Source organism: Virgibacillus sp. MSJ-26 (genome assembly GCF_018918075.1).
Lineage (GTDB): Bacteria > Bacillota > Bacilli > Bacillales > Amphibacillaceae > MSJ-26.
Window position 1 is genome coordinate 26,004 of sequence record NZ_JAHLPW010000004.1, and the last position, 15,372, is coordinate 41,375.

Annotated in this window: 12 protein-coding genes; 7 read left to right on the forward strand and 5 right to left on the reverse strand. The window is 37.6% G+C overall.

All coding sequences use genetic code 11. From position 1 onward, the window contains the following. Positions 1 to 15: 15 nt before the first annotated feature. The 5 genes from KQI49_RS04065 to KQI49_RS04085 all read left to right on the forward strand — a co-directional run bounded on the left by KQI49_RS04065 (position 16) and on the right by KQI49_RS04085 (position 6,003). Positions 16 to 1,770, forward strand: coding sequence for a PLP-dependent aspartate aminotransferase family protein (locus KQI49_RS04065; protein ID WP_216487077.1), 1,755 nt, complete (start codon positions 16 to 18; stop codon positions 1,768 to 1,770). Positions 1,771 to 1,791: 21 nt separating this feature from the next. Next, on the forward strand, positions 1,792 to 2,838 hold the full coding sequence (gene metX, locus KQI49_RS04070; RefSeq protein ID WP_253286666.1) for a homoserine O-acetyltransferase MetX: 1,047 nt from the start codon (positions 1,792 to 1,794) through the stop codon (positions 2,836 to 2,838). Between the two features lie 11 nt (positions 2,839 to 2,849). Continuing rightward, complete coding sequence (locus KQI49_RS04075) at positions 2,850 to 3,851, forward strand: homoserine dehydrogenase (protein ID WP_216487079.1); 1,002 nt, start codon at positions 2,850 to 2,852, stop codon at positions 3,849 to 3,851. A gap of 582 nt (positions 3,852 to 4,433) precedes the next feature. Beyond that, positions 4,434 to 5,360 (forward strand): SGNH/GDSL hydrolase family protein, encoded by a 927-nt coding sequence (locus KQI49_RS04080; RefSeq protein ID WP_253286667.1) that lies wholly within the window; start codon positions 4,434 to 4,436, stop codon positions 5,358 to 5,360. Between the two features lie 4 nt (positions 5,361 to 5,364). After that, positions 5,365 to 6,003: a YpmS family protein gene (locus KQI49_RS04085; protein ID WP_216487081.1), complete on the forward strand. Its 639-nt coding sequence runs from the start codon at positions 5,365 to 5,367 to the stop codon at positions 6,001 to 6,003. A gap of 251 nt (positions 6,004 to 6,254) precedes the next feature. On the opposite strand, the gene KQI49_RS04090 is transcribed toward KQI49_RS04085, so the two are convergent. After that, on the reverse strand, positions 6,255 to 7,238 hold the full coding sequence (locus tag KQI49_RS04090; protein ID WP_216487084.1) for a helix-turn-helix transcriptional regulator: 984 nt from the start codon (positions 7,236 to 7,238) through the stop codon (positions 6,255 to 6,257). Positions 7,239 to 7,495: 257 nt separating this feature from the next. Here KQI49_RS04090 and KQI49_RS04095 point away from each other — a divergent pair, with 257 nt between their 5' ends. Then, positions 7,496 to 9,115 carry an ABC-F family ATP-binding cassette domain-containing protein gene (locus KQI49_RS04095; RefSeq protein WP_216487087.1) on the forward strand — a complete coding sequence of 540 codons (1,620 nt, stop codon included), beginning with the start codon at positions 7,496 to 7,498 and terminating at the stop codon, positions 9,113 to 9,115. Between the two features lie 251 nt (positions 9,116 to 9,366). Here the strand turns inward: KQI49_RS04095 and KQI49_RS04100 are convergent, their stop codons facing one another. Both KQI49_RS04100 and KQI49_RS04105 read right to left on the reverse strand, forming a co-directional pair. Continuing rightward, positions 9,367 to 10,299: an L-threonine 3-dehydrogenase gene (locus tag KQI49_RS04100; protein WP_216487089.1), complete on the reverse strand. Its 933-nt coding sequence runs from the start codon at positions 10,297 to 10,299 to the stop codon at positions 9,367 to 9,369. Between the two features lie 27 nt (positions 10,300 to 10,326). Continuing rightward, positions 10,327 to 11,517 (reverse strand): glycine C-acetyltransferase, encoded by a 1,191-nt coding sequence (locus tag KQI49_RS04105; RefSeq protein ID WP_216487091.1) that lies wholly within the window; start codon positions 11,515 to 11,517, stop codon positions 10,327 to 10,329. A gap of 395 nt (positions 11,518 to 11,912) precedes the next feature. On the opposite strand from KQI49_RS04105, the gene KQI49_RS04110 reads away from it, so the two are divergent. Further along, the gene (locus tag KQI49_RS04110; RefSeq protein WP_216487092.1) at positions 11,913 to 12,056 is read left to right on the forward strand and encodes a hypothetical protein; all 144 of its coding nucleotides are present in this window, start codon (positions 11,913 to 11,915) and stop codon (positions 12,054 to 12,056) included. A gap of 80 nt (positions 12,057 to 12,136) precedes the next feature. Here KQI49_RS04110 and KQI49_RS04115 read toward each other — a convergent pair whose 3' ends face one another. Both KQI49_RS04115 and opp4A read right to left on the reverse strand, forming a co-directional pair. After that, positions 12,137 to 12,934, reverse strand: coding sequence for a LysM peptidoglycan-binding and 3D domain-containing protein (locus KQI49_RS04115; protein ID WP_216487093.1), 798 nt, complete (start codon positions 12,932 to 12,934; stop codon positions 12,137 to 12,139). Between the two features lie 453 nt (positions 12,935 to 13,387). Continuing rightward, the gene (opp4A, locus tag KQI49_RS04120) at positions 13,388 to 15,265 is read right to left on the reverse strand and encodes an oligopeptide ABC transporter substrate-binding protein (RefSeq protein WP_216487094.1); all 1,878 of its coding nucleotides are present in this window, start codon (positions 15,263 to 15,265) and stop codon (positions 13,388 to 13,390) included. Between the last annotated feature and the right edge of the window lie 107 nt (positions 15,266 to 15,372).

Genomic DNA, 15,372 nt, shown 5'->3' on the forward strand with positions numbered 1-15,372 from the left:
TAGGAGGAATAAAAAATGTCAAACTTTAATTTTCAAAGCTCTGAAACAACTTTATTACACACAGGTCAAACAGCTGATCCAGCCACAGGATCACGTGCTGTTCCCATTTATCAAACAACGTCATACGAATTTAAAGACACGGAACATGCTCAAAATCTATTTGGTTTAAAAGAACCGGGTAACATTTATTCAAGACTTGGTAATCCAACTGTGGCTGTTTTTGAAGAAAGGATTGCAGCACTTGAAGATGGTTCAGCAGCAGTCGCGACATCTTCCGGTATGGCTGCCATTACGTTAGCTATTTTAAATATTGCACAAGCCGGGGATGAAATAATTGCTGATAGTAATTTATACGGTGGGACTTATATTTTATTTAATAAAACTCTTCCTAAATATGGCATTGATGTCAAATTTGTCGATGGAACGGATCCGAATGCGGTAGAGCAAGCTATTACTGAAAAAACTAAAGCAATCTTTGGCGAGATGATTACAAATCCAAGCCTCCATGTCTTTGACGTGAAAAGCATCGGCTCTATTGCGCAACGTCACGGAGTTCCCCTTATTATCGATAATACATTTGCACCTTATATTGCTAAGCCGCTCACATGGGGAGCCGATATCGTTGTCCACTCAGCGACTAAATGGATTGGTGGCCACGGAACAACGATTGGCGGAGTCATTGTAGATGGTGGGCGATTTGATTGGAATAATCCTCGGTTCCCTGAATTTAATAAACCCGATGATAGTTATAATGGTTTGCGTTATGTTGATACGAGTCCTGCTGCTTTTGCCACAAAAGCTCGTGTCCAATTATTACGTGATATCGGAGCAAGCCTTAGCCCACAAAGTGCCTTTCTTTTACTGCAGGGCTTAGAGACATTGCACCTACGCATTGTACGCCATAATGACAACGCGGAAAGAGTAGCCGCCTTTTTAAATAATCATCCGGCTGTTGAGTGGATCAACTATCCAGGGTTAGAACACCATCCGTCATATGATCTAGCTAAGAAATACTTTAGCCATGGTGCCGGTTCTGTAATTACATTTGGTATTAAAGGTGGACGGGAAGCTGGGCGTAAGTTAATTGATAGCGTCAAGCTTTTCTCACATGTCGCCAATGTCGGGGACGCGAAATCACTCATTATTCACCCTGCTTCAACCACTCACCAGCAGCTCAGTAAAGACGATCTAGAAAAAAGCGGCACACCTGAAGAGTTAATCCGTCTATCTATCGGCTTAGAAGGAATTGATGATATCCTGGCAGATTTAGATCAGGCGATTAATAAAGCAACGAACGAAAAGCCAAGTATCAAGCAGTCAAAAGAAGATGTTATAAAGTCTCTGCTTCAATCGCCATTTAGTAGAAAAGACGGGATTGTTCGAAAGAAAGTCATTGCTCTCATTGGGGCAAACAATGAATCAGATAAGCTCATCACACAAGTTGAAGAGTTAAACAACCTCGGTTTCCATATTGTTTCAATAGGAGATGAAATCAGTACGCTAACTAAAGAAGTATTCAGCGACTTAAAAGACATTCCTTATGACGTCGACGTAGCATGGCTTCACGGTAACGAACTCGTGCCCACATTAACCGAACAGTTAATAAACAAACAAGTTAATGCTCTTTGGCTTGAAAATGCAAGCTTAGCCAATCCTACTTTAAGTCATATAGAAGTTACAGGAATTCACGTACTTACCAATCGTTCACTTCATAAAGATGCGCTTCATCTACGTGAAGGTACTTTTCATCTTGAACCGGTTGAAAATTAATAGTTAATAAGGAGTGGTTTTATGATATTTAAACAAAAGATGATTTCTGAAGTTGAAGATGTTCATATAGGACCGCTCCAGTTAACATCGGGGGAGGTACTTGATGATATCACGTTACGTTATGAGCGTGTGGGACCAAGAAATGCACCAGTTATACTTGCTTGTCACGCCTTAACTGGAAACCATCTTACCGTTGGGACTGAGGAACAATTAGGTTGGTGGAGCGGTCTCATCAGCGAAAAAAACTATATCGATACACAAAAGTTTCAAATCATCACCTTTAATGTATTGGGTGGCTGTGATGGATCAACAGGCCCCCTATCCATCAATCCCAAAACACAGTCTGTCTACCGAGCCTCATTTCCGGACATTTCAATCCGGGATATGGTTAATGCTCAGTATCTGGCATTGAAAAAGTTAAACATAGATAAACTACACACCATTATTGGTGGTTCGTTAGGTGGGATGCAAGTTTTTGAATGGGGGCTATGTTATCCCGAAGTGACAGAAAAACTAATCATGCTTGCCACGACACCTGTTTTTTCCGATTACGGAATTGCGTTTAACCATATTGCTAAAACAGTCATTAAAAATGATCCAAATTGGAACGGTGGCTTTTATGAAACGCATGATAATATCACCGGACTAGAAGTCGCTCGCATGATTGGCATGATAACCTATCGCAGTTCTGATTTATTTTCCCAACGGTTTAATCGAAGCAGAACGGATACTGAATTTGATGTGACGTCGTACTTAAACTATCAAGGTCAAAAGTTAAAAAAACGCTTTGATGCAAATAGTTATCTTTACCTGCTTGACGCCATGAACCAGCATGACATTGGTAGAGAGTATGGTTCATGGCAACAAGCTTGTGAGAAGTTATCTATGCCGATCTTAATGCTAAGTTTCGATAAAGATTTAATTTATGAACCGAAACAAATGAATACATGTGCCGAGTATCTACCGAATGGTGACTATCGTCATATTAAGACAGATTTTGGACATGATGGGTTTTTGGTGGAATTCGATAAGTGGGGCCCGCTCATTAAGACTTTTTTAAATAAATAGGAGGTGTTTGATTGAAAAAGCTAAATATTGCTCTTTTGGGATTCGGAACGGTCGGCAAGGGAATTTTTAAAACAATCGAAACACATCAAAAACATTTAATGCAAGTGCTCGGTAAGCCAGTCGATATCACCAAAATTGTTGTGAAAAATATAGATAAACATTCTGATTTGAAGAGAAAAAGGCAGTTAACAACCAATTTTCAAGAAGTGTTATCCCACCCTGACATTAATGTCGTCTTTGAAGCCATTGTTGGAGTTGAACCTGCATTCTCCTACGCGAAAGCAGCACTCCAATCTGGGAAACATGTGATTACAGCTAATAAAGAAATGTTTGCCCACCACGGAAAGGAATTAAAGACAATTGCCAAAGAAAATAATGTTAAAATTGGCTTTGAAGCAACAACTGGCGGCGGAATACCAATCATACAAACGATAGAACAGCTTTTACAAGTCAATCAAATAAATAAAGTAACCGCTATTTTAAATGGTACTTCCAATTATATTTTAAGTGAGATGAGAGAAAAAAAATTAACTTTTACAAGTGTACTGGCCGAAGCTCAAGCTCTGGGCTATGCAGAGGCTGATCCGACAAACGATATTGAAGCTATCGATGCTTTCTATAAACTTATGATTTTAAGTGATCATATATACGGCAAACAACCCCACTGGCATTTTGTGAAACGACAAGGTATTCAACAGATTACGAAAGAGCAGATAAGTGAGTTGCAAAAACAACATCGGCGTATCAAATCTATAGGAACACTTGAGTTAGTAAACGGACAGATTGAGGCCCGTGTTGAACCAATGATAATTGATGAACGTCACCCGTTGTTTGCTATAGAAGGCGTCGATAACGCAATAACTATTGAAGGAAGCATTGTTGGAGAGCTTACTTTATTAGGACCGGGAGCTGGTGCATTTCCAACAGCAAGCGCCATGATTGAAGATTTAAGCACGATTTTAACCTCGCAACAAACACAACTTACGAAACAAGTTGAAAAAGTCTTAGACTAGAGACTGGGACAAAACTAAGTATTAGTAATTAAAAGACGAACAATTTTAAGCGAGCGTTATTCGCTTCGGAAAAATACTTCGCTTTCCGCAGGGGAGAAGAATTGCAGTTCATTCTTCTTTGCTGATGAGCCTCGAGCCAACAGGATGTTGGTCATGAAGGCGCCCCCACAGGACGTCGCGAATTTAGCCTTCCATCATTCATGACGCTCTGCGGGGTCTCATCTAAGCTTTTCATCCTGCTGGACAAGGAATACTTCGACAGCGATTCATCGCGGTTTTTTCAAGGAGTCTACGTATTTTTCCTACGCTGATTTTAAAAGTGTATATTAAAAGAAATACACTTTAATACGTTCGCTTTTACATTAACTAAAATACTTATGTCCCATTCTCTTTTTTTATACTCAAAAATCTTTTCTAGACATCGAATTCATTGTTAAGTTATACTTATACTCTAATTCATCTTTTAAAAGTGTATAATAATGGGTAGGAATAATAGGTAGGAACTATATATTTCTACACCACTTTTTTTCCTTATTAACTTCTTTGAAATTTGCAGAATATATTTGTATAGGTGTGGTTATCATGAAAAGAAGGTTGCTTATCAGCCTAAGTTTTATTCTAATCGTTGCCACAGGACTTTTCTTTTTTATTTTTTCAACAAATCATACAGAGCCTGTTAGTCAACATAAAATAGAACAAAGTGAAGATAATGATGACAAAACAAATGTGCATGATGATAAAGATGAAAATGAAGCAGAAAATGATTCAACTGATGACGAAACGGATAATGCTGATCAAGAGGATGAATCTACAAGTAAAGTTAAAAATATCTTAACTGAAGTTGTTCAAGGTACAGTAAACTTTTTTTCAAATAAAAACTTATCAATCGTCGCTGTTGGTGACTCTTTAACTCAAGGGGTTGGTGACAGTGAAAATGCTGGTGGTTATGTCGGGATTATTGACCGAACGATTAATGAAGATGAACAACACGCCCATATTCAAAACTTTGGTAAGCGTGGCGACCGGACAGATCAACTCTTAATCCGCCTAGATGATCCAAAGGTGGCGACGTCCATTAGTGATGCTGATATGGTTCTCATTACAATCGGAGCAAATGATATTATGCAAGTGGTTAAGGAAAACTTCACCCATCTCACTTACAGTAAATTTGCTGAAGAACGAGTAGATTATGAAGAACGGCTGCGTGATGTTTTCGACAGAATCGAATCGCTTAATGACGAAGCAGATGTTTATCTCATTGGCTTTTATAACCCATTTGCAAAGTTCTTTCCGGATATTGATGAATTAGGCCTTATTGTCGATGACTGGAATGCTGTGGGCAAAAAAGTCACCGAAGACTATAACCAGGCAACCTATATCCCGACAAAAGATTTATTTGTTGATGAAGATATTGAATTATTTGCAGATGACCACTTTCATCCAAATGATCGTGGGTATGAACGAATGGCAAAACGGGTATTGAATTATATAACTGTAGAGGATAGGTGAGCATATGACTGAACAAAACAAGAAAATGAGTTGGAAACGTTTATTTTACATCTTGCTCACTGTTAATGTTGCAGTAGTTATTGTGCTGTTTGCTCTTATCTTTTGGCCAGTTCCTGAAAAAGACCTACCAAAACAAACTGAAACCACTGAGCAGAGAAGTTCCGAATTTGTCATTCGAACAACAAAGGAAAACCTCAATGAGTTAATGAATGCTTATTTAAGCGAATGGCTAAAAAACACGGATCACCAATACCGTGTTTCACTTGAAGACGATGTTCACTTAATTGGCGAACTTCCTGTTTTTTCGAGCACTGTGCCTCTTTCAGTTCATTTAGAGCCGATTGTTCAAGACAATGGCGATGTGGTACTTAAACAAAAATCAATCTCGCTCGGACTTTTAGAGCTACCGAATAAAAAGATCATGGAGTATATTGATAAATATTTACCCATGCCCGATTGGGTGATTGTGAATCCAAGTGAAGAGGAAGTTTACGTCGCTGTGACAGAGATGGATATTCGCAGTAATTTTGAAGTGGCCATTGAGCATATTGATTTAGAAGTGAACAATTTAGCGTTAAAAATTAAAGTACCATATGAATCCTTAGGAATAGACCCAGCGGAGCCATTAGAAGTGGAAGAATGATAGAGTTTGAAATAAACGAAGTCTTGGATTTAAGTGTTTTATCATGGGATTATCTGAACTAAGTGTTGTTATTACATCCGCTCCGGAAAATATACTTCGCTTTTCGCAGGCGGCTAATGAGCCTCCTCGAGCTATCCTCTGCGGGGTCTCATCGAGGCCTTCGCTCCCGCAGGAGTCTACACATTTTTCCTACGCTAATGTAGCAATTGTTCATATTTAAAATAGGTTATTTTGTTTTTGTTCCCAACTTCCTATTTATCCTTATACAACGCAACCATATTCTCTATTTCCCTTTTCACCCGATTAACGAGGTGGTCTGGAGATAAGACTTTAGCCTGCTCGCCCCAAGTTAAAATCCAGTTTACAAGTCCATCAGACAGCTTTGCTTTTGAAGATAAAATAAAATGATTATCGCCATCTTTTCGTATATCTGCTTCAAGACCAAAGCGATCGAGTACAACGTTGATCAATTCATTATTAAAACGAACTTTAATCCGAATTTGTTCACCTGCAAACATCATAAAACTCTGATTGACATATTCCTGCAGGTGAAATTCTTTTTTCACGAACGATTCTTCACTAATAGATATGTCTCTGATTCGATCAAGGCGATAATGCCTCATTTCATCGTTTTCTTGAAACCTACCAATTAGATAATAATTATCATTTTGCCAAATCAATGCGTAAGGCTCGACATAATATAAATCGCCATCTCTCCCATAAACAAAACGTTTATCAACATTATAGCGTCCATAACGATAAGTGAGCACCTTTTTTTCTGATGTCGCTCTATGAACTTGATCGATATTGTACTTCACTAGCTCATAGTCATCATTAGACGATTGACTGAACATCACAGGTCCAGGGAATGTTTTGGCAATATGTTTGCTCGTAAGCTGCTTCACTTTTGCAATTAAGTTTTGTTTTTCATTGGTGGTAATAAAGCGTGCTGATAAAATAGCATCAACAATCAGCCTTAATTGATACGTTTCGAATAAGCGAGCTTGATGACTGTAGAGTATTTTTCCATACTTACCAGTAGTTGTTTGAATCTCAAAATCCGCTTCATCAAGAGACTCCATATCACTTTTGATCGTTCGTTTGTCATATTTATCTTCGGAAAAAGATTCGAGCTTATGTATTAATTGATCTATGTCTAAAGAATGAGCATCATCTGTCTCATTAAATAGTATTTCTTTTAATTTAAGCAAGCGGTTATTATTCCCACGTGACATTTTTACCCCTCCTAATATCCCCTATCCCAAGTTTAAAACTCTTTCTATTAAATCACAAACACTTTTATATAAAATGACCATTAAAATACGATATTGTCACTAGTTTAGGGAAATAAAGATTGACGTCTTAAGTTATATCACTTAAGCTTACTTTAATTGCTTTTATTTAGTATAATCAAAGAGTATGAACACATTTAGAAGATAATAAATATAGTTGCGTTTTTTCTAAATGAAGCTTTATTTTTGGAGGAACATATATGATAACAGTATCTAATGTTAGTTTAAGATTTGGAGATAAAAAGCTTTTTGAGGACGTAAATTTAAAATTCACCCCTGGGCATTGCTATGGGGTTATCGGTGCAAACGGAGCCGGTAAATCTACTTTTTTAAAAATACTATCAGGAGAAATTGAACCTCAATCTGGTGGGGTGTCAATGAGTCCAGGTGAGCGTCTTGCCGTTCTAAAGCAGGATCACTTTGCTTACGAAGACAAGCAAGTACTTGACACTGTGTTGATGGGACACGAAAAATTATATGCAGTAAAACAAGAGAAAGACGCTATATATATGGAGGAAGACTTTTCTGAGGAAGATGGTATGAGAGCTGCAGAACTCGAAGGTGAATTTGCAGAGATGAATGGTTGGGAAGCAGAATCTGATGCTGCCGTTTTATTAAAGGGGCTCGGTATTGACGAATCCCTTCACACTAAGCAAATGGCTGAACTTTCTGGTGACGAAAAAGTTAAGGTTCTACTTGCTCAGGCCTTGTTTGGAAATCCTGATATCTTATTACTAGATGAGCCGACAAACGGTCTTGATATCCAAGCGATTCAGTGGCTAGAGGAGTTCTTAATCAACTTTGAAAATACTGTCATTGTTGTCTCACACGATCGGCACTTTTTAAATAAAGTTTGTACCCATATTGCTGATGTGGACTACGGAAAAATTGAAATCTATATTGGAAACTATGATTTTTGGTATGAATCAAGTCAATTGGCTAAAAAAATGGCTCAAGAAGAGAATAAGAAAAAAGAAGAAAAAATTAAGGATTTGCAAGCCTTTATCGCTCGATTTAGCGCGAATGCTTCCAAGTCCCGACAAGCTACGTCGCGAAAAAAGTTACTTGATAGCATTACTTTAGATGATATTAAACCATCCTCTAGAAAGTATCCGTATATTGCCTTTGAAGCTGAACGTGAAATTGGAAATGACCTGCTACGCGTAGATGGGCTTACTAAAACAATTAATGGAAAAAAAGTTCTTGATAATGTTAGTTTCATCATGAATAAAGATGACAAAATTGCTCTAATCGGACCCGATGACATTGCAAAAACAACCTTGATGCAAATTTTAATGGGTGAAATGGAGCCAGATGCCGGCACATATAAGTGGGGTGTCACGACATCTCAATCGTATTTCCCTAAAGATAACTCTGAGTTTTTCGAAGGTGTCGATTTACCACTTGTTGACTGGTTAAGACAATATTCACCAGAAGATGAAACAGAAACATTTTTACGTGGATTTTTAGGCCGCATGCTTTTCTCAGGGGAAGAAGCACTGAAAAAAGCCAATGTTCTATCAGGTGGAGAAAAAGTACGTTGCATGCTTTCAAAAATGATGTTAAGTCATGCCAATGTACTTTTGCTAGATGAACCGACCAACCACCTCGACTTAGAATCGATTACCGCATTAAATAACGGATTAATTAAGTTCAAAGGTTCAATGCTGTTTACATCTCATGATCATCAATTTATTAACAGTATCGCTAATCGTTTAATTGAGATTACACCTCAGGGATTAATCGATAAAGAAATTAGTTATGATGAGTATGTACGAGATCATGAATTACAAGAAAAGGTAAGTGCTATGTACGCTTAATTAACGACCAAGACTCAGGTATTCCGCCTGAGTCTTTTTTTATGGATGCTGTTTATAGTATGAAGAGGTTACATAGATTAATGGAATTATATTCTTGATGGTCACTCCTCTCGGTCATTTTTAAACATTTTCACGAAACTTCAATCGAGATATAAACCCATTTTATCGTTCATTAAAAATAATAACTAAAAAAAGCTGATACAAAGTAGCATAACTACTTTGTACCAGCTTTTTAGGGTCTTCCTTTACAATTACTTATCCTTCACTTTTTCCAACATATCTTTCGTCATTTTGTCTAAATCGTAATTCGTTTTAAAGCCCCATTCATTTTCCGCGACAGTTGGATCAATCTGATTTGGCCAACTTTCAGCAATGGCTTGCCGATTGGGATCTACATCATAGGACAACTCAAATTCCGGAATAAACTTTTGAATGGATGCAGCGAAATCTTCTGGCGCTGCGGAGAATGCGGTAATATTGAAAGCATTGCGATGTTCGAGCTCGCTAGGTTCTGCTTCCATTAAATCGACGATAGCATTTAGTGCATCAGGCATATACATCATGTCCATCTTCGTTCCTTCGCCTATAAAAGATGTATAAGCTTTATTCTTCACCGCTTCATAATAAATTTCTACTGCATAGTCCGTCGTTCCACCACCTGGAAGTGTTTCATATGAAATCAAACCAGGGAAACGTACTCCACGTGTATCGAGACCAAATCTTTCATGGTAATAATCGCATAAAAGTTCTCCTGCTACTTTATTCACACCATACATCGTTGTTGGGCGCTGTAACGTATCTTGTGGTGTATTGTCTTTAGGGGTAGATGGTCCAAAAGAGCCAATTGAACTTGGTGTAAAAAACTGCAAATCAAGTTCTCGAGCGACTTCGAGAGCGTTCACGAGTCCACCCATATTAATATTCCATGCTTTCATAGGATCTTTTTCTGCAGTGGCTGAGAGCAGGGCAGCTAAATGCATAATCGTATCAACTTCATATTTTTTAGCGACATCATGTAAACGTTGCTTGTCGGTGACATCGATAATTTCAAATGGACCATCTAGCTGGTTTTTCTCTTTAATATCTGTTGCAATAACGTTTGAACTGCCATATAAACCGCTTAGTTTTGTCACAAGCTCAGAGCCAATTTGCCCGAAAGCACCGGTAACAAGAATTTTCTTCATGGTCATCCCTCGCTTAAAAAGTGTCTATTAGATAATGTTCATTTCTTTACCGATTTTTTCGTAGATGGCAAGAGCCTCATCTAACATTTCTTTAGTATGTGCTGCTGTCGGCATGTTACGGACTCTTCCTGTTCCACGTGGGACAGTAGGGAATACGATAGCTTTAGCATAGACTCCTTCTTCAAAGAGACGCTTACTAAATTTTTGTGAAGCATTTTCGTCACCTATAATACATGGTGTAATCGGTGTTTCACTTTCACCAATATCAAAACCAAGTTCCTTAAGGCCTTTCTTTAAATAATCTCCGTTTTCCCAGAGCTTATCGACTAGATCACTACTTTCCATCAACCGTTCAATTGCTTTGGTACTTGCAACGGCATCTGCCGGAGTTACTGCTGTTGAGAATAAAAATGGACGTGAACGAACTTTGAGCCAATCAATTAATTTAGACTTTCCTGCGACATATCCACCGATTACACCGATTGCTTTAGAAAGTGTTCCCATTTGAAAATCAATTTTATCTTGTAATCCGAAATGTTTGACTGTTCCCGCACCTTTTCCAAGTACACCGGAACCGTGTGCATCATCAACGTAAGTGATTAAATCAAATTCTTCAGCAATCTCGACAATTTCTGGAAGCTTAGCAATGTCCCCATCCATGGAAAATACACCGTCTGTAATGACCATGACTTTATTGTACTTACCAGATTCTACAGCTTCTTTCGCTTTCGCACGCAAGTCATCCATATTAGAATGCTCAAATGGTATAATTTTTGCGCGGGATAAACGACAACCATCAATAATTGAAGCATGGTTTAACGCATCTGATAATATAGCGTCATCACGATCCATCACAGCGGAGATGGCTGCCATATTACAATTAAACCCAGATTGGAATGAAATTGCCGCTTCCGTTCCTTTAAATTCTGCTATACGTTTTTCAAGTTCAACGTGTAAATCAAGCGTACCATTTATTGTACGAACCGCACCTGCTCCTACTCCATGAGATTCAACAGCTTCTTTAGCAACTTCTTTAAGGCGCTCATCTGTAGCTAATCCTAAATAGTTATTTGATGAAAGGTTAATCAATTCCTTACCTTCGATTTCTATTTTAGGGCCATTGGCACCTTCAACTGTGTCTATCTCGTTATATAATCCTTTTTCTTTTAAATCTGCAATATTTTCAGTTAGAAATTTATCTAAAATCTTACTTGTCATCTTACCAATTCCTCCTTGAAGGTGTATTTAGCGTTAAGAACACATTTGTCCTTACGAGAAGGACAATCACTAGCTTTTAACGCTTAATTTACTTATAGTCTACCATACTTATTATAAATTGTTTACCGTAAAAACACATAGTAACCCGCTGTTCCTACATATTAATACTATAGTTATTTTCTATATTTTGGTTTAAGTGGTGAATATTATTCATTAATCAATTCTACGTGTAAAATACACCACTACGTTTTTCTGTTTAAGCTATGCCTGAGGATTAACGGGCGCTTGAGCTTTTGGTTGGTATATTTTCCATTAACTTTATGAAAAAAAGGATGGATTTTAGCTAATAAATTAAATATAATATTTTATGAAAGATATTATGAGGGGGAAACTACGTGAAAAAATTACTTATCGTCTTATTTGTTCTCTTTATTTTAAGTTTTTCCTTCGTAGGTTATAATCAATTTACCAAAAAGACAGATAAAGTGATTGATGAAAACTATGAAGTATCGTTACAAATGGCTCCAATTCAAATTTAAATATAATTACATGTTTCAAACTAATAAAAAAAAGGAAAACATCCTCTAAGGATGCTTTCCTTTTTCATTTTGCTAACAGACTATTCAACAATGGTGACGTTCACTGTACGAACGCCCCAGCTTGTAGCTTCACCTTTTGTTGGAACGTGTACGTCAATCTTATTCCCTTTGATGGCACCGCCAACATCAGCAGCTGTTGCGTAACCATAGCCTTCAACATAAACTTCTGAACCTAATGGAATAACTGATGGATCGACAGCTATTACTTTAGCATTTGGATTAGCGTTCAAGTCAACACCTGTGGATGTTACACCCGAGCAGCCATCACATTTTGCTGTATAAGCTGTAGCTGATACACTAATTGTTTTTCCTTCTGGTGCTTGATCTGGTTTAGATTCAGCTGACTTTGCTTCTTTTTTAGAGTCATTATTATTTTGAGCTGTTGTCTCTTCTGACTTGTTGCTCTCAGCTTGTTCATCATTTGTTTCTGTGGCTTGCTTAGCCTCATCACTAGTTTCATTTGAAACTTTTGCACCTTTAATTTCAAGTTCTTGCCCAACAATGATTAAGTCTGAGTCAAGGTTATTCCATTCCTTGATTTGTGATATGGATACATTAAACTCTTTTCCGATAGCACTTAATGTATCACCTTTCTCAACCTCATAATAATCATTAACAACCAATTCTTGTTTAGGTTGAAGTGTTGTTGTATCTAAATTATTTATATCTACTAAATCTTGAATAGTCGTATTAAATTCTTTGGCTATGTCCCAGAGGCTGTCTCCATCCTCAACCTCATATGTTTCTGCTGATACGTTAATAAAACTTGCGCCAGCAATGACGACACTCGTAGCTAAAGACGCTACTAGTTTTTTCATAGCTTGTCCCTCCTTGATTTCTAACATTGCCTATCGTACCACAGGAATAAGGGCAATGCAGTTACAACTCTTTTAAGAGTCTATTACAAGGATTACCAAGACTACTAAAAAATATTACATATATAATAGATTTGTGACAAAAGGATTATTTTCGACATATTAAGGGCCTTTAGACCTAGTTTTGTTACAGGAAATAGCCCCTTTGTAATTATTTAATTATTTTGGACTTAATTACGGAATATTTATATTGTTATTAAAATAAGAGTATGTATTTCTATTTAATATAAAAATAAAGATTAAGATTACGATTAATACGTCTGTTCCTCACTTCGACGCCCTGCATTTTTTAATCTAGATAATCTACAAGTCGTAATTGAATGAAATCTATTATATCAAAATCAAAAAAAGAAGCCTATCCATAAAAGGATGGGCTTCTTATTCAAGAAAGTAAACTTACTCATCTACCATAGGTTCTTCTTGAGTTACAGCAATTTCGTATTTATACATTTCAGTTCCATCACCAATTGCATAGTTCAGAACTCTGTTGTTTACAGGGGATAAAGCTGCACGGTATACAGTTGGGAATACTGGAACTTCTTCCACCATATATTCTTGCCACTCATTATATACCTCTTGACGATATTCAACATCAAATGCTTCGTCACTTACACCTTCCTCAAGCAAACGATCATTTTCTTCATCTGCCCAACGAGTGTAGTTTGAAGTTGAATGACGCCCCCACAGACTACGAGGGTCAACGTCGATACCTACACCCCAAGCACCTTGATAGATATCAATATCTGGATCATCTTCCTCTACGCGATCGTAGAATGTATTGAATTCTTGCAAACGACCATCTAGAAGTTCAACGTTAAGACCAACTTCTTCCCAAGCTTGCATATAATACTTAGCGATTGGTTCAGCTGTGTCTCCACCAGACATACTTGCGAAATTAATAACTAATTCATTTCCATCTGGGTCTGTTCTAAATCCATCGTCACCCATCTCATATCCAGCTTCATCAAGAAGCTCATTTGCTTTATCAGGATCATATTCACGTCCAGGATTTGAGTCATCATGGAATTCTGGGTGAGACGGTGGAATTAATGTGGTCCCATTCCAACGTAAACCGTGATAGAAACGATCTCCAACTGCATCGTTATCTACAGCATGCCACATGGCTTGACGTAAGTTTTTATCTGCCATTTTAGCATCTGGATCAGGAACGTTTTCTCCAGCATCTTCATCCCATTCGCCAAGTTTAAATCCAATATACGTAAACGCACGATCTGTCAAACCTAGGAATTCAACGTTAGACATATCTGCATTATCTGGATATTGATCTGTAGGGTATGAATCTACCATATCCACTCCACCTGATTCTAGCTCATTCACTACAACAGATGGATCAATCACTTTAATTGTTACACCATCTAAATTTGGCTCACCGCGCCAGTAATCTTCGTTCTTTGTAAGTGTTACCGCTTCACCAGGAGTAATCGAGTCTACTTTAAATGGACCAAAGCCAATTGGATTTTCTCTTACTTCTGGAGAAGATGACATATCAGCAACTTCCATATCACCGAAGATATGTTTAGCAAGTGGATATGTCCAAATACTACCTGTCACTAAAGAAGGTGTTACCTCTTTATACGTTACTTTCATTGTCTTATCATCAACAACTTCAATTCCTTCAATCGGTTCAGCATCTTCAATACTTAAACCTTCATTATCCTTAAATTGTTCTCTATATTCTTCTACACCTTCAATGTTAGTAAAGTCTGAACCATAACGAATTCCATCATAATCAGGGTGACTAATCACTTCATGAGCAAACAGCCAATCCTCAGCTGTAACTGGTTCGCCGTCATGCCAGTTAACTTTATCATTGATCGTGAAGGTAAATACATTTTCATTATCTTCATCCTGTTCATATGTTGCGGCTCCATCATTAGTATAAACATAGTTTTCATCCCATGTCAGCATACCTTCATCAAACCAGTTCAAAATTTCAGCATCATACGTACCTGAGTAAAAGTTCCAGTTCAGCGTCCCTTCAAATGGAGTATCTGTAACGAGTCCATATTGAAGTGTTCCCCCATCGATTGCTTCGCCTTCATTCGTTTTGAAATTATCGAAGTCATCAATGGAATAGAGACCATCATCCTCTTCCTCAGAGTCTTCACCGTCATCATCTTGCTCTGAACCATTATCATCAGAACCTGCTGATGCTTCGCCATCCCCGTCTGTCTCATCGCTACATGCGACAAGTGCCAGCATTAAAACAAGCATTAATGCGAAAAACAACTTGCTTAAACTTGTCTTACTCATTATTTGTACCCTCCCTTTTATTTTGCCTCTCTTTCAGTTCACAAGTTGTATGTGACTGATCTTTATACTCAACAATAGCTATCTTAGCTAATGTAGGTATTAATTTT

Excerpts from the sequence above, each read along its gene's own strand:
- KQI49_RS04115 (WP_216487093.1), bottom strand. The coding sequence starts at position 12,934 with ATGAAAAAACTAGTAGCGTCTTTAGCTACGAGTGTCGTCATTGCTGGC.
- KQI49_RS04100 (WP_216487089.1), bottom strand. The coding sequence starts at position 10,299 with ATGAAGAAAATTCTTGTTACCGGTGCTTTCGGGCAAATTGGCTCTGAG.
- KQI49_RS04080 (WP_253286667.1), top strand. The coding sequence starts at position 4,434 with ATGAAAAGAAGGTTGCTTATCAGCCTAAGTTTTATTCTAATCGTTGCC.
- metX (WP_253286666.1), top strand. The coding sequence starts at position 1,792 with ATGATATTTAAACAAAAGATGATTTCTGAAGTTGAAGATGTTCATATA.
- KQI49_RS04085 (WP_216487081.1), top strand. The coding sequence starts at position 5,365 with ATGACTGAACAAAACAAGAAAATGAGTTGGAAACGTTTATTTTACATC.
- KQI49_RS04095 (WP_216487087.1), top strand. The coding sequence starts at position 7,496 with ATGATAACAGTATCTAATGTTAGTTTAAGATTTGGAGATAAAAAGCTT.
- KQI49_RS04105 (WP_216487091.1), bottom strand. The coding sequence starts at position 11,517 with ATGACAAGTAAGATTTTAGATAAATTTCTAACTGAAAATATTGCAGAT.
- opp4A (WP_216487094.1), bottom strand. The coding sequence starts at position 15,265 with ATGAGTAAGACAAGTTTAAGCAAGTTGTTTTTCGCATTAATGCTTGTT.
- KQI49_RS04065 (WP_216487077.1), top strand. The coding sequence starts at position 16 with ATGTCAAACTTTAATTTTCAAAGCTCTGAAACAACTTTATTACACACA.
- KQI49_RS04090 (WP_216487084.1), bottom strand. The coding sequence starts at position 7,238 with ATGTCACGTGGGAATAATAACCGCTTGCTTAAATTAAAAGAAATACTA.